This window comes from Sorangium sp. So ce1014 (assembly GCF_051521505.1).
In the GTDB taxonomy this organism is placed as follows: domain Bacteria; phylum Myxococcota_A; class Polyangia; order Polyangiales; family Polyangiaceae; genus Sorangium.
The window spans coordinates 218500-244563 of the sequence record NZ_CP150356.1; the positions used below are offsets into that span (position 1 = coordinate 218500).

A 26064-nucleotide genomic window follows, 5' to 3' on the forward strand; every position below is an offset into this window, starting at 1 on the left:
AGAGCTCAGTAATCCTCCCGCCTTCCCGCCTTCCTGCGAACTCTCTCCCTCCGGGCCGATGCGACAACGACCCCGCTCAGCGCGGCCGCGCGGCGTGGTCCGCGATCACGCTCGCCACGCAGCAGGTCAGCTTCTTCCCCATGCCGAGGTGCAGGAACTCGTTCGGACCGTGCGCGTTCGATTGCGGCCCGAGCACGCCGGTGATCAGGAACTGCGCCTCCGGGAACTTCTCCCCGAGCATCGCCATGAAGGGGATCGTCCCGCCCTCGCCGAGCCCCATCGCCGGCCGGCCGAAGAACGCCTGCGACGCCTTGCTCATCGCCGCTTGCAGCCAGGGCGCCGTTGCCGGCGCGTCCCACCCGGGCGACGGCTCGCTCACGTGGAACCGGACCTGCGCGCCGTGCGGCGGATCCTGCTCCAGCGTCTGCTTCAGGGCCGCCGCCGCCTTTTTCGGGTCGACGCGCGGCGGGATGCGCATCGAGAGCTTCGCCCTCGTGAACGGGCGCAGCACGTTGCCCGCGCTGGCGAGGGGCGGGAGGCCGTCGGCGCCGGTCACCGAGAGCGCCGGGCGCCAGGTGCGGTTCAGGAGGAGCTCCGCCACGTCGCCGGTCACCGGGCCCGCGCCCTGCACCCACGGCAGCTCGCTCACGACCGTCGCGCCGAGCACCTCGGCCGCGGCCCGCGCCTGCGCCACGCGCTCGTCCGGGATCTGCACGTGCAGCGCGTCCACGAGGACGCGCCCGGTCCGCTCGTCCTCGATGCGCGACAGGAGCTGCCGCAGGACGCGGAAGGTCGAGGGGACCACGCCGCTGCCCACGCCCGAGTGCACGCCCTCGCGCAGGATGCTCACCTCGAGCGTGCCCTGGAGGAGCCCGCGGAGCGACGTCGTGGTCCAGAGCTGGTCGTAGTTGCCGCAGCCGGAGTCGAGGCACACGACAAGGCTCGGCTTGCCGATGCGGTCCGCGAGCGCGTCGATGTAAGCCGGCAGGTCCTGGCTGCCGCTCTCCTCGCAGCCCTCGATGAGCACCACGCAGCGCGCGTGCTTCAGCCCCTGCTCGTGCAGGAGGCGCAGCGCGGCGAGCGACGCGAAGCCCGAGTAGCCGTCGTCGGCGCCGCCGCGGCCGTAGAGCCGGTCGCCGTCGCGCACCGGCTCCCAGGGGCCGAGCCCCTCTCGCCAGCCCGTCATCTCGGGCTGCTTGTCGAGGTGGCCGTAGAGAAGCACCGTGTCGTCGCGCCTGCCCGGCACCTCCATCAGGATCACCGGCGTGCGGTTTCCGATGCGCACGACCTCCACCGTGAGCCCCGGGATCGGCTGCGTCTTGCACCAGGCGGCGATGAGCGACGCCGCCTTCTCCATGTGGCCGTTCTCGCGCCAGGCGGGGTCGAAGGCGGGCGATTTGTTGGGAATACGGATGTAGTCGTGGAGCGCGGGGACGATCTCCTGCTCCCAGCAGCGCTCGCAGGACGCGACGGCTTCACTCTCGTCGAGCTTCGTCAGCATGGATCTCTCCAGGGGGTTGAGGACGGCGGTGATCTCGGGGACGGACTCTACAGCGGCGGCGACGCGGTGGGTCCGCCGACCGGGGAGGTCTGGCATCTTCGGCGGGTCGCCGCGCGGAGCGCGTGCAGGCGGACGGGCTCCGCGTCTCGCCGGGGCGGCCGCCGCCCTGGCGAGCGGGGCGGGCCAGCGCGCGCCGGGCGCGACGTCGTCACCACAGGCTGTCGAGCCCAGGCATACCGCGGCTGCGCCCGTCGAGGCAGTCGAGCAGGGCGCAGGCCAGCCCGGCGTCCCCGGTCCACAGGCTGTAGCGCCACTGGCCAACCCGGTTGAGCTCGGCCTCGGACTGCGCGAGGGCCCACATGGCGAATTCGCGGGCGCGATCGAGCCAGAAGGCGTCCTGGGTGCGCCGGTACATCTCCAGCAGGGCGGCCCCGTTGCCGTCGGTGCCGTGGCACAGGGCCACCCCCTTCGCCAGCGGCCCGGCGGCCACGATCGACCGCGCGCCCTGGAGCAACAGGGGCAGCGCCTCGGGCAGCTCCGCGTGGCGCAACGACGTGATGATCCCCGGCGCGCCGTGGCACCACTGCAAGAGCAGCTTCGACGGCGATTCCGTGTGCGCAGGCCAGTTGGCGAGCTCTCCATCGATCACCGCCAGGCGGTCGAGCCCCTGCAGGGTCCGCGCGCGCAGCGCAGTCTGCTGCTCCGGGCTCAGCAGGGGCCGGGCGCGCCAGAGCGAATAGAGATTGCCGGCCCAGCCGTGAGCGGCGCCGAGATAATGGATCCGGCGGCCGTACAGGTCCTGTTCCCACAACCACACGTCCAGGGCCTCGTCGTGAACCCAGCTCTCCCAGAGCGCCGCCGCGCTGTCGCGGATCAGCTCCGCCCAGCGCTCGTCCCCGGTCGCCTCGTGCAGGAACAGCGCCGCGATCATCGTCCCGGGCGCGCCCCACAGCGCCTCGCGCGTCGGGTTCGCGCGATTCTCGCGGATCATCTCGGCCAGGCGAGCGGCCTTGTGCGCGTCCGGTCGGGCAAGACAGCAGATCGTCAAGAGCGCGCTCTCGCCGAGGAACCACGACGGCACGCGAGCGCCGTCGTCGGGCGAGCGCGTGTAGTCCTCCAGCACCTGTTCGAAGATCTGCGGCAGGCCCATCGGCAGATTGCAGAGGCCCGCCGCCGCGACGCGGGCGAGGGCGAGCCAGACGCCGCACGCGCCGAGGTACAGGCTGTGGAGCGGGGCGGGGGATTCCGGCTCCGGGGAGTCCTCGGCGTCGCGCGGGTGCACCGGCCAGGCCTGCCGGGCCCGGACCGAGAGCGCGTCGGCGGCCCATCGCTGCAGCCAGGAGCGCGCGCGGCCGGGGTCCCAGGCCTCGGGCGGCGGCGTGACGTGGCGTGTCGGAAGGTAGAGGGTCATGCGGTCTTCGGCGGCGCTCGCAGCGAGTCAGCCGCGGCGTCCGTCCTGCGGGCGCGTGCGGCTCCGAAACGCGCTCCGGTAGGCCTGCGGGCTGGTGCCAGCCACGCGGTGGAAGTGCTGGCGGAACGCGGCCACCGAGCCGAAGCCGACGTCGGACGCGACCCGCTCCACCGAGCGCGCCGTCGTCTCCAGCAGGAGCTGCGCTCTGCGCACGCGGGCGCGCAGCAGCCACTGCAGCGGGGTCGTCCCCGTCTGTTCCTTGAAGTGCCGGTTCAGCGAGCGGACGCTCATCGCCGCCTGCCGGGCGATGTCGCAGAGCGCGATCTCCTCGCGCAGGTTCTCCTCGACCCAGTCGAGGACGCGGCTCAGCGAGCTGCCGTCGGCGGTGGGCGGCGCGTGCACGATGAACTGCGCCTGACCGCCGTCGCGCTCGAGCGGCATCACCGAGAGGCGCGCCGCCTCCGCCGCGACGGCCGCCCCGTGGTCGAGCCGGACCATGTGCAGGCACAAGTCGAAGCCGGCAGCTGCGCCGGCGGACGTCAGCAGCTGTCCGCAATCCACATAAAGGACGCTCGGATCGACCTCGACGCGCGGAAACCGCCGCGCGAGCTCCCCGGCGGCGAGCCAGTGCGTCGTCGCCCTCCGCCCGTCCAGGAGCCCGGTCGCGGCGAGCAAGAACGCTCCGGTGCAGATCGAGGCGACACGGGCCCCGGCGCCGGCCGCCGTCCGCACGGCGCGGAGCAACCGTTCCGGTACGGGGCGACCGATGTCGGCGACCCCCGGGAGGATCACCGTGTCGGCCCTGCGGAGCTCCTCGAGCCCGTGACGGACCCGCAAGGCGAAGGTCCCCGCGTCGACCTCCTTCGCAGCGGCGCACACGCGGACTTCGTAGCCAGGGCGTCCGTTCGGGAGCCGCACGCGTCCAAACACCTCGTTCGGGATCGATAGATCGAAGGCCACGACGTCGTCGAAGGCGGCGATGGCGACGCGATGCATGGCCGGATTATGCATGCAGGCCATGATCGCGCCAGGCCAGCTCGCGCGACGACCAGCCGGCATTTCGGCTCCACCGTGGCGTTCGAGCCGCTTGGCCAGAACCTGGCGATGTTTGGCGTTTCAGCCGATCGCGCGGCCGCGGCGCGCGTGCGATGGTGTCGTTCATGGTCAGGCGGGAACGCGGGGCTCCGGTGAGAGGCCCCCGGGGGGCGAGATGATGTTGTACCAGCTGGTCCTGACGCTGAAGTTTCTCGGCGCGATGGGGTACGCCGGCGGGCTCGTCGCGAGCTTCGTCACGGCGGATCCGCGCGAGCGGAAGCGCGCCGTGCACCGCATCGCCTCTCCGAGCCTGCTCGCGACGTGGTGCGCTGGATACGCCCTGACCGCGCTCGGTGGTTTTCGGATGTTCGAGCTGTGGGTCGTCGGCGGGCTCGCGCTCTCCGTCGGCTCCAACGTCATCCTCGTCTACTGCGTCTCGCGTGACAAGCGGGGTCATGGAGCGTTCTCGTGCGCTGCGCTTCCGCTCGCCGGCGTCGTCGGGCTCATGGTCCTCAAGCCGACGTGGGCGCAGGTGTTCCAGTGAGCTCGCTTCATTCCTTGCGTCTGGCGAGCCTCGTCGAGGGGGCATCCCTGCTGCTCCTCCTGCTTGTCGCCATGCCGCTGAAGTACGGTCTCGGCCTCGCGATCGCGGTGCGCGTCGCCGGAACCATTCACGGTCTGCTCTTTCTCGTGCTGCTCTCGGTCGCTTCTCGGGCGTATTTCGAACGAGCGGTCCCGACGAGGAGCTTGCTCCGCGTCCTCGGCCTGTCGCTCGTCCCGCTCGGGTTCCTCGTCGCCGAGCGGCTGCTGCGACGCGACGCTGACCGGGGCCACCCAGCTAAGAGGTCGACCCGCCCCTGACGGTGACCGCGCGTGAGCTGGCACAGCTCGGCGCATCGCACGCTGGGCCACACGGCCAAGCAGTTGAATTTGATGACTTTATTGGCTGTGCCGGGCGCCGCCCGGCGTGGCATACGGCATGCTGACGGAGCGGGCATGACGGCAAGCTCATCCCTCGATCGCCGCCCCCCTCGTTCGCGCCGTGCGCGTGCGGGGGCGGGCCTCTTGTCGTTGGCCCTCTTCGTCGGCTGTTCGGGCGAGACGCTCGACCCGCCGCCGGGGCCGCCGGACCCGCCGGACCCGCCGGACCCGCCGAGCTGCGACTTCGTGGCTCCTGCGGGCGGCGCGCCCGCGCCGAGCGGCGGTCTGCGCATCAACGAGGTGATGACCGGCAACGACGGCGCGTGGGTCGATGAGATCGGCGAGACGGACGATTTCATCGAGCTGATCAACATGGGCGACCGCGCGCTCGATCTCGGGCAGTACTTTCTGGGCGACAAGCTCGGCAAGGCGACGCGGCTGCCGGAGCTGGCGCTCGACCCGGGTCGAACGGTGCTGTTCTGGGCCGACGACACGCCCGATCAGGGCCCGCGGCACCTGCCGTTCAAGCTCTCGAACTCGGGCGCGCGCGTGCTGCTGTGGTCGGCGTCGTGCGAGCTCGCCGACGTGGTGGAGGTGCCGGAGCTGCCGCGCTCCGAGAGCTACGCGCGGCTGCCCGACGGCACGGGCGAGCCGTCGATCTGCCGCTATGCCACGCCCGAGCGCGAGAACGGCGAGACCTGCGATCCGCCGGAGCCGCCGAACCTCGACGACGGCATCCAGTTCGCGCCTTTCCCGTGGCCCGAGCCGTTCCCGGCCATCGCCGGGCCGCTGGTCATCTCGGAGCTCTCGCTGCGGCCCGCGGGGTTCGTCGAGGTGCTGAACGCGAGCGCCGAGGCCGTGGAGCTCGACGCCTTCGCGCTGAGCCTCGCGACGCTCTCGCCGGGACAGGCGATGCCCGGCGCCGGCGTGGGCGTGCTGCTCGCGTGGCCAGCGCCGTCGGCCACGCTCGCGCCCGGGGAGCGCGTGAGCGTTCCGGTGAGCGCGAGCGATACGGCCGAGCTCGAGGCCTCGCCGGATTTCGAGGGCATCGTGACGCTGCGGCAGGTGGACCGGCCGGTGCCGAGCGATCGGGTCGACTTCATGGCCTGGCCGGAAGGCGCCTCGCTGGCCCGCGTGCCCGACGCCACCGGGACCCCGCGCTACTGCGCAGCGGCGAGCCCCGGCGCGGCGAACGAGGGCTGCACCGAGCTGCCGGGGCGTGAGCTCGCGAGCGGGCGCGCGCGTCGGCTGGAGACCGCCGGCGATTTCGCCGAGCTGGCCAGGGGCGGCACCGCGGTCGGCGAGGCCGGCGTCAAGTTCGTGATCGACATGGCCACGAACGACACCGTGCATCTGTTGAGCACGCGCCAGTGGGCGCTCCACTACACCTTCATCCGCGAGCAGATCCAGCGGCAGCCGCACCTCGATCGCTGCGACCCCGAGCAAGCCGCGGAGTTCAACCTCGGCTGGGGGCTGTTCAGCCAGACCGAGTATTATAGCGTCGAGGGCCGGCGCTACCTCCTCGGCACGCTGGTGGAGCACACAAACGGCACAAAGACCGTCGAGTTCTCTCCCGGCGACAAGATCGTCGGCGAGCAGATGCGACGCGCGTTCTTCGCGGTGATGAAGGCGGTGCCCGACCCGCAGGCGTGGGCGATCCGGCCCACCGAGGCGCGCCAGATCGCCGAGCTGCGCGCGATCGAGGGGAACGCGCCGCTGGTCGGGCCGAACGCGCCGTACAAGGGGCTCACCTACCAGCCGCTCAACCCGGCCGAGGGCTTCGGCACGCTGACGTTCGTCCCGGCGCGCGATCTGGAGACGGCCGAGCTCGGCCCGAACGTGATCGTTGTGACGGACGACGTGCCGAACGAGACGGCGTTCATGGGCGGCCTCATCACCGAGGCGTTCCAGACGCCGCTGGCGCACGTGAACGTGCTGGCGCGCGGCCGGGGGACGCCGAACATGGCCCTGCGCCGCGCGCGTGACGACGAGCGGCTCAAGGGCCTGTTCGGCAAGCTGGTGCGGCTCGAGGTGCGGGCGTCGGACTTCGACCTCCGCGAGGCGACCGCGCAGGAGGCGGACGCTTACTGGGAGGCGCGCAAGCCGACCGGCGAGCGGCTCGTGCCGGCGCTCGACCTCTCCGTGCGCGGGATCGTGTCGCTCGACGCCGCGAGCTATTCGATGAGCGACAGCATCGGCTCCAAGGCGGCAGGCATGGCCGAGCTGTACCGCGTGAGCGGCGTGAAGTCGTATTGCCCGACCGACCTGGTGCCGCTGTACGTGCCGCCCGCGGCGTTCGCGATCCCGTTCGCGCATTACATGGATCATTTCCAGGCGAGCGGCGCGGCGGAGCTCCTGGCCGATCTCGAGAAGGATCCCGAGTTCCGCGCCGATCCGCACGCGCACGCCGAGGGGCTGGCGCAGGTGCGCGCGCGGATGCTGGCGCACCCGGTCGATGGCGAGCTCATGAGCGAGGTCACGGCCGCCGTCCAGCGGCGCTTCGGCGGCGACCGCGTGCGCCTGCGCAGCAGCAGCAACACCGAGGATCTGGCGACCTTCAACGGCGCGGGGCTGCACACGTCGACAAGCGGCGAGCTGGACGCGGCGTCGAGCTCCCTGGAGGACGCGCTGCTCACGGTCTGGTCGAGCCTCTGGAACACGCGCGCCTACGATGAGCGCGAGTTCGGCCACGTCGAGCAGGCGAGCGCGGCGATGGCGGTGCTCGTGCACCAGGCCTGGCAATCGGAGCGCGCGCAGGGCGTGGGCATCAGCCGCAACGCGCTCGATGCGACCCGCGACAGCCAGTACTACATCAACGCGCAGATCGGGGAGGCGTCGGTCACGAACCCCGCGCCCGGCGTGAGCAGCGACGAGATCGTGTACACGCCGCCGCCCCGCACGATCAAGGCGGAGTACCTCGCGCGTTCGAGCCTGTCGCGCGGGCGCGACGTGCTGTCGTTCCCGGAGGTCCAGCGGCTCGGCTGCGTGCTCGGGTCGATCCACGAGCATTACAAGCCGCTGGTGGACCCGGGCGGGGAGAACCGGCTGTACGCGATGCAGATCGAATGGAAGCTGATGGGTCCGGAGCGCCGGCTGCTGGTCAAGCAGGCGCGGCCCTACAGCTTCGGCGCGCTCCAGGCGCCGGGCGACTGCCGCGAATACTAGCTAGTTCCCGTCCCGCGAGTCCACGCGAGCGGCGGGCTCGACGTCCGGCCCAAGCTCGCTCACCCCTCCGGTGCCACCGGCAGCCCGCGCAGCCGACCGATCGCCTCCTTCTTGACAGGTCGGAGTGGCTCTGCGCGGGCTATCCTCCGGCGGCGCCGCGATCACAACCCGGTGTAGATGGTGGCGAAGGAGGCCGCCTCGCCGCGGAGCAGCAGGCTGAGCCGCGGGTTCGGCACCTTGAAGGTGTGGATCTTGGCGTTCCGCACGTCGAGCACCGCGAAGGCGCCGCCCGGCGTGCTCTCCGCGAGTCCGTTCATGAGCAGGTTCAGCACGACCGAGACGCGCTTGGACGACAGAGGCTCCCCGCGGAAATACATCTTGATGACATGGGGCGTCCCATCGATGACGAGCCCGAGCTCCGGGTTGACGTTGATCTCGAGATCGCCGAGGCGATACGTCGACACCGGCGGCGCGAACCACGTCATCCTGGCCGAGGCGAGGAACTTGCGATATCCGTTCACCACCGACGGGTAGATGCGGCGGCGCCGCTCGTCGTGCTGGGCGGCGAGGAAGCCGTCGAGCACGCTGGTGGGCTCTCCGCTCCTGTGCATGTCGACGATCGCCTCTCGCACCTGCCTGTAAAAGTCCGTGTGGAGGTCGTCCTTCCGCTCCTTGAGGTCCCTGACGCCGGTCAGCTTGGGCGTCCCGGCCTTGAGAACGAAGTCGACAAAGTACGTGAGCGAGATTTTTTCCATGAAGTCTCCTCCAGAACGAAGCATTCCGGCGCGCCATGTGCGCGCTTCGTGCGAGAGACACGCCGTCGCGCCGCGTCCTTGATGTCTACCATCAATAGTCATCTTCGACCCGTCGGGGAAGGGATCGATCGGACGGACATTGTCCCAGCCTGTCAGGGGCGGACGGCGGTGTCCGTGGCCAGAAAATCGTTGTGATTACGCGTGCTTACGTGGATCGACGGCGCCGGGATCCCCTGCGGCGCGGGGCTCCGCCAGGCTGTGCGAATGGCCATGACGAGGAGAGGCGCGCGCGGCGAGGGTAATCGACAGAATCCAGCTGTTGTCCAGGGGATGTCCTGTGGAGAACGCCTGTGGAGAACTGGAGAGGAAGGGGGCGCGATCGAGGCGTCGACCATGTCGGACATTGTCTGTCATAGCCACGCGCTCTTGGCGCTTGACGCTGCTCGCTGGCGGGGGATGGAGCCGGACGCACGTGTCCGTCAGGACGGCGGCTCACGCCGTCACATCGCCGCGCGCCTCGCGCCGCCAGGAGGCATGTAGCTCGCAACGCAGGAGCCCGAGCGCGGCGGAGAGGACGAGGACAAGCTCTCGTACTGGAGAGAGGACTGGGAGATCGACACGTGGCACAACACCGCTGTTGATGTCGACTTCGATTCGAGCGGCGGGTACTGGGTCTCTACCGTGGAGGAGACGGACAACGGCCCGTTCAATGAGGACGAGGTGTGCAGGAGCTGGTGGGATGGTGGTCTCCTTCGCTCCTCCTTCGCGGTGACGGCTCCGCTATTGCGCTCGGCCCTGCGCGCCACGTCGACCCCTGGGTCTACTCCGCCTGCACCGCCAGCGAGAAGCGATGGTCAGGGGGGCGGGGCCGGGGCCCCCGGGGGCGGGTCGTACGTCATGTTCCCATTCCAGAAATAGACATGCCCGCTGGATCCTATCTCGCGGCCGTGCTCGGTGGCGTACCCCCCGGAGCCTTGCACCGTGAAGATCACGCCCGCCACGTTTTTAAGTTTGGATACTCCGATAAAGAATGAGCAGCATCCTTCACCTTGACACGGCCATTCATTCTGCACGAAGCCGATCCATCCGGAGCTCATGGGCAGGTGCATCGTGCTGAACAGGCTCTGCTCTGCGTGCTTGTTGGTCGTGGTACGCCTGTTGGCCCTTTGCTTGGGTTCGCTATGTGTTGCCGGGGTCCAGCGTTCCCCGTTGTAACAAAACGCGCTGGACCACAGCTTCTCCTTGCTGGGCTTCTTGGGCGAATTGGTGGACTGCTTCTTCACCCACGCCTGTTGGCGGGCGGTCACGGCGTTGTTGAAGAACTTCGCTTGTCGACCGGGGTCATAATTCCTGAACGCCCCTAGGATCCGATTTTTGTAGTCATCCCAGTCTTCGTTGTCGAGCTTGTCGTTGACCGCGAGGTGAGCCTTGAAGGCAGTGAACTTCCACGTAGCTACGTCGTAGGTCGCTTCCATCCGCTGAGCCACGGGGGACCGAGCGATGAGGGCCTGATGCGGCGCCTTCGGCTGCGCCACCGTCGCCGGGTGAGGCGGCCGTCCCTTGCCCGGGGCGGGCGCGAGATGCGGCGCCTTCGGCTGCGCCACCGTCGCCGGGTGAGGCGGCCGTCCCTTGCCCGGGGCGGACGCGAGATGCGGCGCCTTCGGCTGCGCCACCGTCGCCGGGTGAGGCGGCCGCCCCTTGCCCGGGGCGGACGCGAGATGCGGCGCCTTCGGCTGCGCCACCGTCGCCGGGTGAGGCGGCCGCCCCTTGCCCGGGGCGGACGCGAGATGCGGCGCCTTCGGCTGCGCCACCGTCGCCGGGTGAGGCGGCCGTTTGTTCGGCGCCTGGCGGCGCCCGCTGTGCGTCTCATCGCTCATCGCGACACCTCGACCCTCGTCCCGCGATTCTCGTCGCCCCGTCCCCCTGGGTCAACTCTGGCCAACGCCATCCGGCGCTCGAGAGCGCCTCTGGCGCGCTTCGTTGGCGGAGCTTCGCGGCGAAGGAGCGCTGGCCTTGTCTCCCGGCGATCAGAACGGAATGTCGTCGTCGTTCCCGAAGCCGCCGCCGCCGCCGCCGGTGTCGTAGTCGTCGGCCGGCGGCGCATCCTGCGGCGCCGGGCGTCCCCCGCGAGGCGCGCTCCCACCGCCGCCGGCGGGCGCTCGCCCCCCGCCGCTGCCGGTCGCGACCGAGCGCGCGCCGCTGCCCGCGCGCCGCGCCAGCTCCGCGTCGATCGCCGCGAGCTGCCCGCGCGCCTTCTCGTGGAACTGGGACTTCGACCCGTCGGCGAGGTCCCTCTCCAGCGTCCCGCGGAGCCACGAGAGATCCGCGACCTCGCTGATCCGCTTGCCCTTGTCGCGACCGAACCTCACCTCGAAGTCCCCCGCGCTGGCGGCGGAGCCGCCCGCCGAGGAGCCGCTGCTGCGGGCGTATCCGCCGCCCTGGGGCGCGCCTCCACCTTCACCGCCGCGAGGCGCGTACCCGCCGCCGCCGCCGCCGTAGCCTTCGCCCTCCGCTTCGTACCCGCCGCCATCGGGCACGAACGTCTCGCCGCTGCTGCCGCTGCCCTTGCCTCGGCCGGTGAGGATGATGTTGTTGGCGTTGATCTCGGTCTTGTAGCGCTTGTTGCCCTCTTTGTCGTCGTAGCTCGACGTGCGGAGCGAGCCCTCGATGAAGACCGACGATCCCTTCGTCAGGATCTTCGCCAGCGCCTCGCCGCGCTTGCCCCACACGACGACGTTGTGCCAGTCGGTGCGCTCGACGCGCTCCTTGTCCTTGTTGAGGTACGTCTCCGTCGTGGCCAGGCGCATGTTGAGCACCGCCTGCCCGCCCTGCGTGAACCGGAGCTCGGGGTCGGCGCCGAGGTTTCCGAGCAGCATCACGCGATTCAAACCGTCCATGGTAGCGACCCTTTCGTGTGAGGAGGTACGCACGCCCTCGCCCAGTGCAGGGGGTCCCTGTACGCCGAGAAGCTCGCCCCGGCGAGGGCAACGTGCAGGCGCTGCGTCACCGGCCTGGCCGGCTCTGCTGCGATCGGGGGGCGACGGGCGGCGCCCCCTCGCTCGGCGCCCTCGCTCGACGGGGCGCTTGACAGGGAAGGAGGTCTCGGCTCTCGCTCTCTCCCCCCCCCGAGGATGCCCACGGAGCGCGGGGCGCCGGAGGTCTCGCTCCCGGGAGCGGCGATACCGTGAGCCACGACCAGCTCCTCGAGATGAGCCAGCGGGTCAGCGTCCGCCCCGCCACGTCGATTGACGATCTGCATCGCGATCGCATCGCATCGCGGCGCTCCGCTACAAGGGATATCGCTGCTTCGACAGCGGCACCTCGCCATCTGACGCCCACGATGCCGCCCGATCCGCTCGCCGCGCACACCTCATCGCGCAGCGCGCCGGCTTCTTTCCCTTGCGCGCTCCGCGCAGCGCCGGCGGCGGTCAGCCGCCGTCGCCGCTGCGCACCTTGCGCCGGTCGGCCTGCCTGGGGCGCGCGAGCGCCTCGCGCACGCGGGTGTGGTCCAGCGGGTCGCGCCCGTCGAGGGCGAGCTCGATGTAGTCCATGCGGTCGCTCCCCCAGAAGAGCTCATCGTCCACGAAGGTCGTCGGCACCCCGAACACACCCCGCGCGACCGCGCGCTCGGTGTTTTGCCGGAGCGCCTCCTTGGCGGCCGGCTCCGACGCCTTCTCGATGAGCGCGCGGCTGTCGAGCCCCTCGCGCTCGAGCGCGGCGGCGAGCTCGTCGCGCGAGCCGAGGTCCAACCCCTGCCCCCAGCCGGCCCGGAAGAGGGTCGAGACGATCCTGCGCTGCTCTACGCCGCCGACCTCGCGCAGCGACAGCCGCAGGGCGAGCAACGGGTTGAAGGGGTGGAACTTCGGGCAGGAGAGCTCGATGCCGTGGAGCTTCGCGTGGCGGAAGGCGTCCTTGTATACCCACTCGCGCTTCGGAGGGATCTCGGCGGGCCCGAGCTGGCCCCAGTGGTCGAGCAGGCCGGCGAAGAGCACCGGGTGCACCCCCAGCTCCACGCCGCGGCGCTCGCAGATCTCTTGGAGGCGCAGCCAGGCGAAGTACGCGTAGCCTGAGATGTAATCGAAGTAGAAGTCGACGCGGCCGGTCATCGCGAGCCTCCGTGGCGCCCCTTGCGCTGCGTGCTGCGCCGCGGGGCAGATTGGACCTCTGGCACAGCGCCCGGGATCGTACCATGGGGGGTGCGATCCGCCGTTGAGCGCGACGGACGAGCGCGGTGAACGTGGCGAGCGGGCGGCGCCGCGGCCCCAGCCGGTCCGATCGCGGTGGTGCGCACGGCGCTCGCCCACAACGGGGCGATGTGTTCTTTGGCAAGATCGCCGCGGAGCTGCGGAAGCTCGTCCCCGCGCTGCTGGACAAGGGCAGGCGCGATCGGACGGTGTGGTTCATCGACAAGGCGAACTGGCTCTGTCCTGCGACGGCCGCGGAAGACCGGGTCGTCTCGACGAAGCTCTTCACGTCGGATTTTCCTTTGCCTGTCCGGTAGCTCGGGCAGCTTCAGCGCGTGACGGCGCCGAGATCCACGAACGCGCGGTCGGTCATCACCACGAAGGGCCGCTCGTCGAAGCTCAGGCCGCCCTTGCCGTCGTGATCGACGATCTGCAGCTTGCCCATGCCGTAGCCCATCGGGCCGCGCGAATAGTAATGCGCCTGCAGGGTGTACCGGCCGGCCCGCTGCTCCCGGGGCGCGCGAATGGTGAAGCACTCGGGCCCGTAGCCGGTGGTGACGTCGGCATAGAGGCGCCCGCCGCCCGGCAGCGTCGGGTTTTCATAGGAAGCGTGGCCGCCGCGGTCGTCCCGGATGTGGAAATCGACGTCGTTGGCGTCGGTCTCCCAGCTCAGCACGAAGCGGAGCGAGGGCGCCCGTTCGAGCGCGGCGCCCGCCTTCGCGAGCCGGCCCAGGACGCCCGCCCGGCGCGCCGGATCCGCCTTGAGCCACGCCGCGGCGACGAGGCCGAGGTCCTCGCGCAGGACGCCCTCCACGCCGTCAAAGCGCCCCGGCGGGTAGCGGCGCTGGAGGCCCGCCGCGAGCGCGTCGAAGGCGGCGGCGTGCTCGCCCCGCTTGAGGCGGGCGAACGCGAGCATGCGGTGGCTGGAGGGGTGGTCGGGGCGCTGCTCGCGCGCCTTCTCGTAGGTGTCGACCGCCAGATCGAGGCCCGCGCCGGGCGGGAGGCGCTCGAGGCGCCCGCCGGCGAAGCGGCGGAGATCCGCGCGCGCCGGGAACAGGTCGATGAGCGAGCCGTACGCGCGGGCGGCGCCCGGCGCGTCGCCCGCGGCCTCGAGCGCCTCGCCGAGCGCGACGAGGGCGAGCACGTCGCCGGGCGCCTCGGCGCGCCAGGCCGAGGCGTCGCGCACCGCCGCCGGCGCGTCGCCCCGGGCGAGGTGGTCCTGGATCCGCTTGAAGCGGCCGGTATACGGCTCGACCGGCGGCTCCGAAGGCGGCGCGGCGGCGCCGGGGGCGGCCGGCGTGGCCGCGGCGTCCGGCGGCGCGAACAGGATCGGGTACACCACGTCGACGCTCCCGCCCTCGGGCGCGGGGAAGCTCAGCGCGTGGAAGGCGCGGACCACGCAGGAGACCACGGCCCCGTCGGGCAGATCCGAGCCGCCGTCGCCCGCCTTCGCGACCGCACCGCTCCGGTCGATGGTGAAGCGCACGGCGACGCGGCCCTGCAAGCCGGTGTTCCGCTGGAGCCCGCGCTCATAGCAGAGGCGGAAGCGGCCGAAGCTCTGGCGGACGATGCGCTGGATCACCTCCGGCGGGAGGCGGCCGCTCACCTGGACGGCGCCCATGCGGACCGAGGGCGCCGCGCCCCGATGGTGGCCGCCGAGGCGGCCGTGCCCGCTGCCCAGGCCCTGGCCGGCGCCCGCGGCCGGCGCGGTGCTCGGCGCGGGCGCGGCGGCCCCGTGGCCCAGGGTGCCGACCGAGCCAAGGCCGATGCCCTCGCCGCGGCCGCCGCCGCCCTCGCCGATGCCCGACAGCCCGAGCCCGCCCGCGCTGAACGACTCTTCGGCGTGCGCGCCGGGAGGAGATCCAGGCGGCGCGGGGGGCGGGCGCAGGGCCGCGGTCTGGCCGAGGGAAGCCGCGGCGGCCAGGCGGGCGGGCGGCGCGGCGCCCTGCGGTTTCTGGGCCGGCGGCCAGGAGCGCTTCTGCACGGCGACGCGGCCGCCCTCCACGGTCAGGAGGTCGGAGAGGCCGCGCCGGGGGATGTCGAAGCGCGCGTAGTCGCCCTCGGTCTCCAGCACGAGCAGCGCGGTGTACGGGCTCAGCACCCGGTGCGTGATCGAGAGGTCGATGATCTGCCTGCGGAGGGCGTCCTGGTCGCCGCCAGGCGTCTCCCGGGCGAGGAGGCCGTCGATCTTCGCCCGCGCCCAGGAGCGCTGGAGCAGCGGGCGCTCCACGCCGCGGAGATCGGGCGCGGTGGTGCGGCCGTCCACCGTGATCCGGACCGGCAGCTCGGCCGGCACCTCGGCGTAGACGAGCGCCTCGTCGCCCGGCTGCATGCCATCGAGCGTGCTGGGCCAGACCCAGCGCGCGCCCTCGACATTCACGGCGATCCCCGAGCGGGTAGCCGAGGCGAGGCGCCGATCGAGCTCGGCGATGCCGCGGGCGCCGTCGATCACGGCGCCGTCGCGCGGCAGGCCCGCCGTGACGACCTGCCGGAGGACGGCCTCGTCGCGGATACCGCCGAGCGCGACAGCGTCGAGCCGCTCGACGCCCGCGTCGCGCAGCGCCGCCGCCGCGCCGCGCAGGGCGCTCGGCGCGACCTCGCCCGCGGTGGCGATGCCGTCGGAGAGGAGCACGACGCGCCGCTGCCCGCGGGCTCGCGCGCGCTCGCCGGCCCAGCGGAGCGCGCGCCCGAGATCCGAGGCGCCGAGCGCCTGCCGCTCGCGGATGCGCCGGAGCTCCGCCTCGCCGAACGCCGAGGCCGGGCCGTCGAAGATCGGCGTGACGGTCTGGTCGTAGCAGGCGACGGTGAGCGGCGCGCCCGGGCCGCCTGCCCGCGCCGTTGCCTGCGCGACGGCCGTGAGCAGGCCGAGCTGCTCGTCGAGCCCGAGCGCCCGCGAGGCGCTTGTGTCCACGAGGACCACGGCGGAGGCGAGCGGATCGGGCCGCGCTTCCACCGGCGCGCGCACGCGGGCGAGCACGAGCTCGCCGCTGCGCAGGCCGCCCCGCGCCTCCGTCGACCCGAGCCGCGCGGGATCCACCGCGAAGTCGGCGTCGGGCGCCGCGTCTCTCCGGTGGAGCGCGTGGACCGGCGCGGCGGCGCCCGCGACGGTGGCCTCGAGGTCGAGGCGGCTCACCACGGGCAGGCCGCGCAGGGGGACGGTGAAGGGCGCGTCCGGGCGGAGCTCCTGGGAGTACGAGAGGACGATCTCCTTCACGCCGCGCGCCGGGATGGGGAAGACCCGCGCGCTCACCTCGTTGCCCGCCGCCTGCTCGAGCAGCGCCGGATCCTGCTTGCGATGGAGGAAGTCCTCGTACGCCTCGCGCGCGCGCTGGCGCTCGACCACCTCGCCCTCCTGCCAGCGATCGCCGATCCTCATGGCGAGGCGGCCGAGGCTCGCGCCGGGCGGCAGGGTGACGCGGAAGGTGCCTTCCAGCACGCGGTCCTCGGGGTTCTCGAACGTGAGGTGCAGCTCGGTGAGCGCGAGCGGCGCCTCGATGACCGCGCGGCCGGTGAGGGCGACGAGGCGCAGCCCCGTGCCGTCCGCCGCGGTGAGCTGGATCGGCGGGGCCTCGGGGCGGCGCGCGGTGAGGACGAGGGGCGGCACGGCGGGCGCGGCGGGCTCGGGACCGCGCGAGAGCGCGTTGGGAGCGGCGGGCGGTGACGTGCTGTCGGCACAGCTCGAGAGCGCGGGGACGAGAACGGCGATCGCGGCGAGCGCAGCGCGGCCGCGGAGCAGGGAGCTTCGCACGGGGGCCTCCGGTCGTGGCACGGCGGTCCGCGCCTGAACGCAGGCCCGCCGGCCGTGGGGTAGGGGGATCGACAGCCGGGCGGGCCCGAGGTTCCCGTCGCAGCCGCGGTCGAGTCGCCGCCGGCCCGCGCATCGAGCACCGCCGGTTGCCGGCGTGCGCCAGCTGAACAGGGAGGCGGGAGACAGGGAGTATTTTGAAGATTTCCCTCCCCGTCTCCCTGTGAATTTTTCGAAGGATTTGAGGGGCTGCCTCAGCCCTCAACCCATCGGCCGGCCACCGCTCGCGCGGAGGATCTCCCCGGTGACCGCGGTGTTCACCGCCGAGCACAGGAAGACGATGGTGGGCGCGACCTCCTCCGGCCGCAGCAACCGCCCGACGGGATACGCTTTCCCGCGCTGCGCCAGGACCTCCGGTGACACCCGCGCGCTCACCTTGTCGGTCAGGGTCAAGCCCGGCACCACCACGTTGGTCAGGATCCCGTGTGGCCCGAGCTCGCGTGCGAGCACCGAGGTGAGCCCGTGGAGCGCCGACTTGGCGGCGGCGTACGGACCGCCGCCCACCACCCCGTCGAGCGCCACGCCCGAGGAGATGTTGACGATCCGGCCCCAGCCGCGGGCGCGCATGGAGGGCACCGCGGCCTGGATGGCGGCGAAGGCGCCGTCGATGTTGTCGTGGAGGGTGCCTTGCCACTCGGCGAGCGGGATGTCCTCGAAGCGCGGCGCTTCCCAGGGCAGGTGCTCGCTCCAGCGGACCGCGTTGTTGACGAGGACATCGAGCTGCCCGAAGCGCGCCAGGGTGGCCGCGACCACCGCCTTGACCGACTCGACCGACCCGAGGTCGAGCTCCAGCGCGAGCGCCTCGCCGCCTCGCCGCTCGATCTCCTGGACGACCTGGGCGGCCTTCTCCCGCTCGCTCCGGTAGGTGAGCGCCACGCGGGCCCCCTCGGCCGCGAGCTGCAACGCCACCTCCTTACCGATCCCCTGCGAACCACCGGTCACCAGCGCAGCTCTCTTCTCCAGCCCCAGCTTCATGCGACACCTCGCTTTCAACTGGAGGGTAGAGAAAGTGGAATAAAATTCCAAAATAAATTGGAAAAATCCTCCAGTTGGGCCGGCTGGTCAGCGGTGCGTGGCTGGGGTAGGGGAGGGGCCATGGCCGTGGCTCGACAGAACGGTGTGGCCCGCCGGGAGGCGCTGCTGGACGCGGCGCTCCGCTGCTTCGAGCAGCGGGGCCTGCTGCGCGCCGGCATCGAGGACGTCCGCAAGGAGGCGGGCGCGAGCCCTTCGAGCGTGTACCACCTGTTCGAGGACTTTCCGGCGCTGGTGTCGGCGCTGCTCGAGCGGACCTTCGAGCGGTTGCTGGGGTACGTGACCGCGCGCGTGCTCGCCGCCAGGACAGCGCGCTCGGCGGTGCGGACGCTGGTGGAGGCGCATCTGGCCTGGGTGTTCGACCACGAGGCCGAGGCGCGCTTCATGTACCAGGCGCTCGCGCTGGAGCTGGACGGGCATCACCGCGCCGCGCTCCGGGACACAAAGGCGCGGCTCAAGGCGGAGGTGATGGCGCACCTGGCGGAGCTCGGCGTCTTCTCCGGGGCGCGCTCGTCCGAGGTGATGGTCGACGTCGTGCTGCTCGGCCCGGCGCACCAGGCCTGCCGCTCCTATCTCTCCGCGCCCGGCGCCGTGGACCCCAGGTGGATGAAGGCGACCCTGCCCGACCTCGCGTGCGGAGCGCTGGCCAGGGTCGAGCCGGTGCGCCGGGCGGCGCGGACAGGGCAGCGCGCTGATGGGGTGGAGCCGCGTCAGCAAGCTGGAGGGAAAAGGAAGAGCAAACCGAGTTGAGGATGACAGGGGTTCCCAGAACAGGATCCGGACCTGGTCGCCTCGCCGATTCTGAACACGAACAGGTGCCCGCACAGCGGGTCGGCTTCGAAGCTATGCGCGACTGGCACCGACAGTCCATCGAAGCGTTTGCGCAGGCCGGTAGGCTCGGCCACGACGTAAATGCGCACCGACGGGGGCAGCGTCAGCACGGCGTAAGCGCCCGGCCAACGCCATCGTGAGCGTCCGCGCGGCGCCGGTTACCTGTTCCCATCGCTTCTCCTTCGTCTCGACGGCAACACGTAATCGGCCCGCCCGTATGGTCACGATGCCCTCGCCTGGGCGGTTACGCTTCGGCTGCGGGATGGCTCGACGATCACGGCGGCGACCGGAAGCGCTCACCCTCGCGAGGGGCCGCCATCAACGGCATGACTGCGCCGCTCACCCTCGCGATGGCCAGCAACAAGCCTGCGCAGTCGAGTACCAACCCGACGCCGTCGAGCACGTCTCGCACCTGATCGGCATACCCCTCGCCGATCAGGTCATGCTCACGCCCGCCGGGCGCTTCTCCTCCGAGTTCCGCCGCTGAGACCGGTCCGGTCCTGCCGCCGGGCCTGCGCGACGTCAACCCACGTCGGTAATTGCCGCCAACTCGGGCATCTCTTCACCGCTCGGGGAGCCATGGTGCGCTCATCCCGCCAGGAGACCGGAAATTTCATGCGACCGAGAACGATTCCCACGCGATTTGCTCCACCTGCCGGTAAGTGCTTGTTGTTCACTCAGTCGTTACCGGCATGGCTCGCGGCTCGTGGCGCTTTTCGCGCCTGATTCAATCCGTCTCCTCGCATCGATCCATGGTGGCCCATGCTGCCAGAATGGATTAGGGTCGCACTCCGATGCACAATCGCTCCGACCAGTTCTCCAAGAACTTGCTGCGAGACGGGCTGAGCCTCGTCTCGGCGGCGGAGACCGAGGTAGAGGTCCTGGCGGCGACACAGAAGATCGATGTCTACAGCGTGCCTGATCCAGCACGGCAGGCCGAGCGCGCCGCCATGGGCCTGCTCGGCGAGCTCTCGGCGGAGCCGAGCCTGTTTGAGCCGTTTCATCGCACGCCGAGCCTTCGTCAGATCCGCCAGTGCCTGCGCAAGCAGCTCACGTGGCACCACGAGCTCGAGCGCCGCGCCCGCTCTGCAGCCGGCTCCGTCGCACCGGACGAGGACGCCGACGCGCCGCCGCAGTCGGCGGTGGACTTCCCTGCGCTGGTCGTCATCGGCCCGGGGCGCCCTGAGACGGTGCTCGATGCCTACCGCTGCGAGCCGGTGCAACCAGGCGTCTACCACGCCGTGCCGGGCCTGATGATGCGCGTGGTGGTGCTTGCCGAGCTGCCCCGGACGCGTGCGACGCTGCTCCTGCGGCTGCTCGGCTCAGGCCGCCTCCTGCGCGATGCGCTGGCGGATCTGGCGGCGCTGCCGGACGATGCCTGGGAGAAGAGCGTCGCCAAGCCGCTGCTGGTACACTTCCGGCTCGGAAGACGGGAGCCGGCGATCGACAAGGAGGACGATGTGAGCGCAGAGATCCGGGCGTGGTTTGAGGAGTACGAGCGGAAGCTTCGGGCCGAGGAGCGGAAGGAAGGCCGCGCCGAAGAGGCCGCGCGTGCCGTGCTGACGGCGCTCCGGGTTCGCGGCATCACCGTGCCGGATGTGGCGCGGGAACGCATCCTGGCCGAGAAAAATCCGGAGACTCTGGAACGGTGGCTTGAGCGGGCCGTTGTCGCCGCATCGCTCGCCGAGGTGCTCGACGACCTGAGCTGAGCGATGCCGGCCAAGCAAGGGTCGCTCCGGAGACGCTGCCCGCTCTGGTGTGCCGGCGCTGTGACCGGTCCGACCCCCACCAGCGCGACGCGAGCCAGGCCGCCTTCTTCACGACGGCCGCTCCCGTATCCAGATCATGTCGCGCGGGACGGCCTCGGCGAGGCGCGGCGCGGGACGTGAGAAGGTCTGTGCTGTGTTGCCCGCGCGGCCACACCGAGTCGCGCCGGACATGGCCATCGCTCCGCTCCGGCCACGCAGGTGAACACGGAGATGGCCCGAAGGGGGCACGTCATCCGTTGTACTCGCGCAGCGCCGTGCCCCTGGCGCGGGCCAGCATGGCGAACGCGCGGCGCTCCGCCTCCCAGAGGATTCGCTCCTCGTCGAGCGTGAGGAGCTCACGGTCCTTCATGACGAGCCGGCCCGCGATGATGGAGTGGCGAATATCGCTGGATCTCGCCGAGTACACGATGTTGCCGACGAGGCTGTTGCGAGGGCGGAGGTGAGGGCGGTGGAAATCGAAGAGGATGATGTCGGCGGCGGCGCCGGGGGCGATGACGCCGCTCGCCTCGAAGCCCAGGGCCCGCGCGCCGTTCCGCGAGGCCAGGCGGAGCACGGCGTCGCCGGGCAGGGCCTCGGCGTCGCGCAGGTGCGCCTTCTGCAACAGGGCCGCGAGCTGCGCCTCCTCGAGCATGTCGAGGTTGTTGTTCGAGCCGGGGCCGTCGGTGCCGAGCGCCACGTTCACGCCGCGGGCGAGGAGCGAGGGGACGGGCGTCACCCCCATCCCGAGCTTCATGTGGCAGCCGGGGCACTGCGCGACGCTCACGCCGCGGCCGGCGAGGATCGCTGTGTCCTCCTCGGTCACAGCGATGCAATGGGCGGCGAGCTTCGGGCCGGGGACGTCGAGGAGGCCGAGCGCGTCGAGGAGCGCGGGGGGCGTCTTCCCGTGGCGCTTCCGCGATGCCTCGACCTGCTCGTCGCTCTCGGAGAGGTGGATATGGATGCCCAGGCCCTCCTTGCGCGCCGTCTCGCCGACGCTCTTGAGGAACTCGGGCGGACAGGTATAGGGCGCGTGCGGGCCGAGGCACGTCTTGATCCGGCCGCCGGCCGCGCCCTGAAAGCGCCGGGCAAAATCCACGGCCCCGGAGAGATCCGTCCCGACCTCGCTGGAGAGGCCGAAGACGCACCAGGCGAGGAGCGCTTTCAGGCCGCTCTTCTCGACGACGTCGGCGACGCGGTGCATATGAAAATAGTGATCCGCGAAGCCGACCGTGCCGCTCCGGATCATCTCGGCCGCGGCAAGATAGGCGCCCCATTCGACGTCGTCTGCGGTGAGGGCGCGCTCCGCGACCCATATCTTCTCATTGAACCAGCGGTCGAGCGGCAGGTCATCTCCGAAGCCGCGCACGAACGTCATGGCCGCGTGCGTGTGCGCGTTCCAGAGGCCGGGCAGGGCGACCAGATCGGTGCCGTCGAGCACCTCGCCGGCGAGGAAGCCGGGGGGCGCCTGGCCAACGGCGAGGATCGCACCGCCTTCGATCGCGATATCGACGCCGCGGAGCACATCGCCCGCGTCGTTGAGGGTGATCACATCGGCAGCCTTGATCAGGATCGACGGCATGGTGCTTTAAATCACTCTTTGCGCGAGGGCTCAAGGCCCGCGCCGGCCACGTGAGCCTGTCGAGGTCTGATCCGTGGGCTCATGCCGTCGAGCACCGGGGGTGCGGCGTCCGGGACGTAGATGTGCCCCACGATCGTCGCGTCCGGATCCATCGAGCTCCGATCTCGATTTCCGGGCGCGCGGGGGCGATCCTGTGCACCCGAGCGCCGCTGGAGAGGGGCTTTACCGCGCGCGCGTGCTGTGATGCAGTCACGCCGTGACCGCACCGAGCCAACCCAGGGCGCCCGAGGGCGATCTCGCCACCTTCCAGCGCGAGCGCATCGCGCACGATGGGGAGACGCGCGATGTTTATCGAAAAGGGAAGGGCCCCGCGGTCCTCGTGCTGACCGAGATGCCGGGGATCTCTCCCCAGGTGCTCGGGTTCGCCGACCGGGTCGTGGCGCTCGGCTGCACGGCCGTGCTGCCCGACCTCTTCGGGATCGCTGGCCGCGACCCCGTGCGACCCAGGCTCGCGGGCGTGCTCTACGGCATCTCGACGATGGCCAAGGCCTGCATCAGCAAGGAGTTCACCTGCTTCGCGGCGGGGCGCTCCTCGCCGGTCGTCGACTGGCTCCGGGCCCTCGCCGCGTCGGAGCACGAGCGCTGCGGCGGGCCGGGCGTGGGCGTCGTGGGGATGTGCTTCACCGGCGGGTTCGCGCTCGCCATGGCCGCCGACGCCCGGGTGCTGGCGCCTGTCATGTCGCAGCCCTCGCTCCCGTTCCCGCTCACGAAGAGCCGGCGGCGATCCGTCGACTGCGATCCTGCGACCCTCGACGCGGTGGCGCAGCGCTGCGACCGAGAGGGCCTCCGGGTGCTGGGGCTCCGCTTCAAGGACGATCCCCTGGTGCCGGCGGAGCGGTTCCAGTTCCTTCGCGAGCGCCTCGGCGACGGGTTCGTCGCCGAGGCGCTGGAGCAAGCCGACGGGCACCCCGAAGGGCCCCTCAGGAAGCATCACTCGGTGCTCACCGGCGCGTTGATCGACGCGCCGGGCGAGCCGACGCGCGCCGCGCTCGACCGGGTCCTTCAGCTCTTTCGCGACAAGCTGCTGGCCACTTCATGAGCGCCTGAACGACGTGGGCTCGGCGACGCGCTCGCCCCAGGGCGGGTCGGCGGGCTCGAGCACGACGGGCGCTCTCCTCGTGACGCGTGGTCACGCACAGCAAGAAAACGACGCAGCCGGGGCGATTCGGGTGAAGGACGACCGAGGTTGCCGGCATCCACCAGCCAACCGTCAGGTTTTCATGCGGGCCAGTCTCTCGAGACGGCTCGTATCTCGCACGCTGGGAGAGAAAATTCATGAGACAGCGGTATCTTGCTTTGGCGAAATTATTCTGTGTCACGGCAATGGCCATGGCCTCGTCGGCGTGCGGCGGCGACGAGGGGCCCGATTCCGAGCCGGAGCTCGACCTCGAGCGCTCGGATGTGGAGGCGCCGCTCCAGGGAAGCGCCGGGAGCGGGAGCTGCCCGCTGCTCGACGGTCCCTACGCTTACAACGAGCTCAAGGGCCCGCTCGAGGATCTGCCGGTCGACTGCGTCCCCAGCTGGACCGAGGCGCAGCTGAGCGATGGATTTGCCGCGATCCGTGACACGCGGCATCCGGAGCTCGCCTTACCGGCGCAACCCGGGTTTTCGCGGCGGATTCCCTGGCTCGATCCTGAGAACGGCTGCGAGGAGCGGGCCCCGGCGGCGGCCTACTTCCTCCACCAGTGGGACTATCCGACGCCCTGGTTTGCCAGGGTGACCGGGGATCTGACCTTGCAGACCGAGAACGAGCCGGACGGAGAGGTGTCGTGGAGCGGCCACGTCGCACCCGTGGTCCGGGTCGGCGGGCAGCTCATGGTCCTCGATCCCGCCATCGATCCGGCTGGGCCTCTGCCGATCGCGGCGTGGCTCTCTCGGTTCGTCGCCGGCGACGTCGACATGGCGGTGTGCCGCGACCACGCTCTCGGGGACGGGTGCTTCGAGGCCGAGCCCGTGGCGCCGTCGCTTCCCAGCATGGCGTCCGACTACGAAGGAATACGCATCCGGCTGGTCTCCGAATGGCGCGTTCAGGAGTTGCTCGGACGCGACCCGTACCGCTCCCTCGGCGACTGCCCGCCGTGGGTCACCACCTGTCCGCCCGAGCCCGCGCCCGATCCGAACCTCCCGCCGACCCTCCAGCGGTTCGCGTCGGACCGGACCGACATGCCCGTCTGGTATCCCATCTATGTGATCGGTGACAACTTCGTCCCGGGCTTGACGACCGTGCGCATCACCGGGAACGGTATCGACGAGCTGGCTCCCATCTCCGAGATCAACAAGCGCAGGATCCTGATCGAGCAGGAGTATCCGTTCGGCGTCTACCAGGTGACGGCGTCGAACGGAGCGCACGCCAGCCCGCCCCTGTCCCTGACGATCGAGTGATCCGGAGGACCAGGCACGTGCGCCGGAGCCCGGCGCACGTGCGGTCGCCGGAGCGCGACGCTCGGCCGGGGCGCAGGCGCGGCTGGAGCGCGCTGACACGGGCCCTTCGGGGCGAGGTGCTCGCGGAGCAAGCAGGCCTGCGGTCGAGCTATCTACCGCCCGAAGAACGACACCTGCTGGAATCGCAGGCCGGCCAGGATCTGCTCCACCCGCGTGTCGGACAGCGAGCCGATCCGTTCCCCCAGGCGGGCCTTGTCGACCGAAGAGATCTGCGACACGACCACGACGCTCTGCCTGGGGAGGTCCCCTTCGCCCACGTCGAGCAGGACATTCCCCGGCTCGTTCGCCCGGTGCAAGTTCGACGTCAGCGCGCACACGACCACGGTCGTGATGCGCGAGTGGTTGAAGAGGTCGTCCTGGACCACCACGTGGGGATGGGAGTAGCTCGGGGCAGGCCCTCGCGAGTCATCTGGCGCTATCCAGAACACGTCCCCGCGGTTGATCTTCACCGGAGGTGTGTCCGCGGGTTCTTCTGCGCTCGCCGTCATGTGCGCTCGTGAACTTGGCCTGAAGAATGCGGCGTTGCAAGAATTATGAGCCTGCCGGCCGATGCCGGCGGGCTGCTATCAGAGGCACTCGACGAGGCCGTCGTACAGCGATCTGTCCGTTCCGGGGAGCGCGGCGTCGATCGCCCGATCCATCGGCGCCGAGAGCGCCTTCACGAGGTCGACCACGGCGGTCTCCGGGGCGACGGGCATCTCGCAGAGGAAGACCCTGGCGTCCACCTCCACATCGCCCGTGGAAGGGAGGACCTCCTCGTTGCTCGCCGCGAAGACCCACACGCAGCTGCCTATCGTCCCGGCGTGCTCCTCGACGGAGCAACGGAATCGAAGCGGCTCGTAGTTGCTGTACTCGCCTTCGCAGAAGGTGTCGCCGCACACGGCGTCGAAGTCGTCGTCCAGAACGCGGAGCAGCCCGTACCAGGCGTCGATCTCGGCCGCGCTCGTGAAGTACGACCCGGCGTCGACGAAGCGCTTCGCGCCGGTCGAGCCGGCCGGAGCCCCCGCACCGTCTTGCCGCGGAGCGGTGCTCGCCGGCCGCGGCAGGGCGGCGCCTTGCGCGGCAGAGCAGGCGAGCGCGAGAACAGGGAGAAGCAGGAACAGGGAGCGATGAGAGCGATGAACCAACATGCGTGCCTCCATCCGAGCGCGACGCGCGGCGCCGGCTCGAGCTGTCACGCCGCGTCCGGGCCTTTGCGCTGTCCCGCAACGGCGAGGCCAGCGCGAGGTCGGCCCTCGCGGCGTTTCGATAGGCACTCTTTGCGAGCGGCGTGCCGCGGCTTTTTTGCCGGATCTCGCGGCCCTCGTCGCGCCCCGGGACCTGGCGGCCGCCACGCGTTCCGCCAGTCCCGCCAGCTCGCCGCGATCCGATCGTTGCTCCGGCTGATCTTCATCGCCCCCTTCCCGCGCTCACGGCGCGCCCGCCACATCGACCACGAAGCGCTCGCCGTCGACCCGGGTCGCCACCGGCCGGCCGGCGAGCCGCGCGGCCACGCGCGCATGGGCCTCCGGCAGCTTGGCTGCGAGCGCCGCCGCCGATGACGCTCCGCCCGGCGCCGGTGGAGCTTTGAAGGGAATCTCGTCTCTGGGCATGAA

22 protein-coding genes are annotated in these 26064 nt (G+C 71.2%); 8 read left to right on the forward strand and 14 right to left on the reverse strand.

Annotated elements, in window-relative coordinates:
• Nucleotides 1-76 precede the first annotated feature (76 nt).
• From WME75_RS00815 to WME75_RS00825, 3 genes are all read right to left on the reverse strand, one after another.
• On the reverse strand, nucleotides 77-1501 hold the full coding sequence (locus tag WME75_RS00815) for a M20 family metallopeptidase (protein WP_437485412.1): 1425 nt from the start codon (nucleotides 1499-1501) through the stop codon (nucleotides 77-79).
• Nucleotides 1502-1709: 208 nt separating this feature from the next.
• Nucleotides 1710-2912, reverse strand: a complete 1203-nt coding sequence (locus tag WME75_RS00820) for a lanthionine synthetase C family protein (protein ID WP_437485414.1) — start codon at nucleotides 2910-2912, stop codon at nucleotides 1710-1712.
• Between the two features lie 27 nt (nucleotides 2913-2939).
• On the reverse strand, nucleotides 2940-3908 hold the full coding sequence (locus WME75_RS00825; RefSeq protein WP_437485416.1) for a GlxA family transcriptional regulator: 969 nt from the start codon (nucleotides 3906-3908) through the stop codon (nucleotides 2940-2942).
• Nucleotides 3909-4122: 214 nt separating this feature from the next.
• On the opposite strand from WME75_RS00825, the gene WME75_RS00830 reads away from it, so the two are divergent.
• From WME75_RS00830 to WME75_RS00840, 3 genes are all read left to right on the forward strand, one after another.
• Nucleotides 4123-4491 carry a hypothetical protein gene (locus WME75_RS00830; RefSeq protein ID WP_437485418.1) on the forward strand — a complete coding sequence of 123 codons (369 nt, stop codon included), beginning with the start codon at nucleotides 4123-4125 and terminating at the stop codon, nucleotides 4489-4491.
• Nucleotides 4488-4808: a DUF3817 domain-containing protein gene (locus tag WME75_RS00835; RefSeq protein ID WP_437485419.1), complete on the forward strand. Its 321-nt coding sequence runs from the start codon at nucleotides 4488-4490 to the stop codon at nucleotides 4806-4808. The genes WME75_RS00830 and WME75_RS00835 overlap by 4 nt, the downstream gene beginning before the upstream one ends.
• A gap of 204 nt (nucleotides 4809-5012) precedes the next feature.
• The gene (locus tag WME75_RS00840) at nucleotides 5013-8033 is read left to right on the forward strand and encodes a PEP/pyruvate-binding domain-containing protein (protein WP_437485421.1); all 3021 of its coding nucleotides are present in this window, start codon (nucleotides 5013-5015) and stop codon (nucleotides 8031-8033) included.
• 161 nt (nucleotides 8034-8194) lie between these two features.
• On the opposite strand, the gene WME75_RS00845 is transcribed toward WME75_RS00840, so the two are convergent.
• From WME75_RS00845 to WME75_RS00860, 4 genes are all read right to left on the reverse strand, one after another.
• Nucleotides 8195-8788: a hypothetical protein gene (locus WME75_RS00845; RefSeq protein ID WP_437485423.1), complete on the reverse strand. Its 594-nt coding sequence runs from the start codon at nucleotides 8786-8788 to the stop codon at nucleotides 8195-8197.
• Between the two features lie 854 nt (nucleotides 8789-9642).
• On the reverse strand, nucleotides 9643-10665 hold the full coding sequence (locus WME75_RS00850) for a hypothetical protein (RefSeq protein WP_437485425.1): 1023 nt from the start codon (nucleotides 10663-10665) through the stop codon (nucleotides 9643-9645).
• Between the two features lie 150 nt (nucleotides 10666-10815).
• Entirely contained in the window at nucleotides 10816-11685 is an 870-nt protein-coding gene (locus WME75_RS00855) for a single-stranded DNA-binding protein (protein WP_437485427.1), read from the reverse strand.
• A 531-nt stretch (nucleotides 11686-12216) separates the two neighbouring features.
• Nucleotides 12217-12894 (reverse strand): 2-hydroxychromene-2-carboxylate isomerase, encoded by a 678-nt coding sequence (locus WME75_RS00860; protein WP_437485428.1) that lies wholly within the window; start codon nucleotides 12892-12894, stop codon nucleotides 12217-12219.
• A 209-nt stretch (nucleotides 12895-13103) separates the two neighbouring features.
• Between WME75_RS00860 and WME75_RS00865 the strand changes: the two genes are divergently transcribed.
• Nucleotides 13104-13289: a hypothetical protein gene (locus WME75_RS00865; RefSeq protein WP_437485430.1), complete on the forward strand. Its 186-nt coding sequence runs from the start codon at nucleotides 13104-13106 to the stop codon at nucleotides 13287-13289.
• Between the two features lie 11 nt (nucleotides 13290-13300).
• On the opposite strand, the gene WME75_RS00870 is transcribed toward WME75_RS00865, so the two are convergent.
• Both WME75_RS00870 and WME75_RS00875 read right to left on the reverse strand, forming a co-directional pair.
• Entirely contained in the window at nucleotides 13301-16720 is a 3420-nt protein-coding gene (locus WME75_RS00870; RefSeq protein ID WP_437485432.1) for an AgmX/PglI C-terminal domain-containing protein, read from the reverse strand.
• A gap of 258 nt (nucleotides 16721-16978) precedes the next feature.
• Nucleotides 16979-17752 (reverse strand): SDR family NAD(P)-dependent oxidoreductase, encoded by a 774-nt coding sequence (locus WME75_RS00875; RefSeq protein ID WP_437485434.1) that lies wholly within the window; start codon nucleotides 17750-17752, stop codon nucleotides 16979-16981.
• Nucleotides 17753-17872: 120 nt separating this feature from the next.
• Here WME75_RS00875 and WME75_RS00880 point away from each other — a divergent pair, with 120 nt between their 5' ends.
• Entirely contained in the window at nucleotides 17873-18559 is a 687-nt protein-coding gene (locus WME75_RS00880) for a TetR/AcrR family transcriptional regulator (RefSeq protein ID WP_437485436.1), read from the forward strand.
• Here WME75_RS00880 and tnpB read toward each other — a convergent pair.
• Nucleotides 18520-18750, reverse strand: coding sequence for an IS66 family insertion sequence element accessory protein TnpB (gene tnpB / locus WME75_RS00885; protein ID WP_437485438.1), 231 nt, complete (start codon nucleotides 18748-18750; stop codon nucleotides 18520-18522). The genes WME75_RS00880 and tnpB overlap by 40 nt on opposite strands.
• Before the next feature lie 684 nt (nucleotides 18751-19434).
• Between tnpB and WME75_RS00890 the strand changes: the two genes are divergently transcribed.
• Nucleotides 19435-20349: a hypothetical protein gene (locus WME75_RS00890; protein WP_437485440.1), complete on the forward strand. Its 915-nt coding sequence runs from the start codon at nucleotides 19435-19437 to the stop codon at nucleotides 20347-20349.
• Between the two features lie 289 nt (nucleotides 20350-20638).
• Here WME75_RS00890 and WME75_RS00895 read toward each other — a convergent pair whose 3' ends face one another.
• Nucleotides 20639-21967, reverse strand: a complete 1329-nt coding sequence (locus tag WME75_RS00895; RefSeq protein WP_437485442.1) for an amidohydrolase — start codon at nucleotides 21965-21967, stop codon at nucleotides 20639-20641.
• A 256-nt stretch (nucleotides 21968-22223) separates the two neighbouring features.
• Between WME75_RS00895 and WME75_RS00900 the strand changes: the two genes are divergently transcribed.
• On the forward strand, nucleotides 22224-23066 hold the full coding sequence (locus WME75_RS00900; protein WP_437485443.1) for a dienelactone hydrolase family protein: 843 nt from the start codon (nucleotides 22224-22226) through the stop codon (nucleotides 23064-23066).
• A 290-nt stretch (nucleotides 23067-23356) separates the two neighbouring features.
• Nucleotides 23357-24409: a protein-glutamine glutaminase family protein gene (locus tag WME75_RS00905; RefSeq protein ID WP_437485445.1), complete on the forward strand. Its 1053-nt coding sequence runs from the start codon at nucleotides 23357-23359 to the stop codon at nucleotides 24407-24409.
• A 152-nt stretch (nucleotides 24410-24561) separates the two neighbouring features.
• Here WME75_RS00905 and WME75_RS00910 read toward each other — a convergent pair whose 3' ends face one another.
• From WME75_RS00910 to WME75_RS00920, 3 genes are all read right to left on the reverse strand, one after another.
• On the reverse strand, nucleotides 24562-24957 hold the full coding sequence (locus WME75_RS00910) for a type II toxin-antitoxin system PemK/MazF family toxin (RefSeq protein WP_437485447.1): 396 nt from the start codon (nucleotides 24955-24957) through the stop codon (nucleotides 24562-24564).
• 78 nt (nucleotides 24958-25035) lie between these two features.
• A complete protein-coding gene (locus WME75_RS00915; RefSeq protein ID WP_437485449.1) occupies nucleotides 25036-25599 on the reverse strand; it encodes a hypothetical protein in 564 nt (187 codons plus the stop codon).
• 279 nt (nucleotides 25600-25878) lie between these two features.
• Nucleotides 25879-26061 (reverse strand): hypothetical protein, encoded by a 183-nt coding sequence (locus tag WME75_RS00920; protein WP_437485451.1) that lies wholly within the window; start codon nucleotides 26059-26061, stop codon nucleotides 25879-25881.
• Nucleotides 26062-26064: the final 3 nt, after the last annotated feature.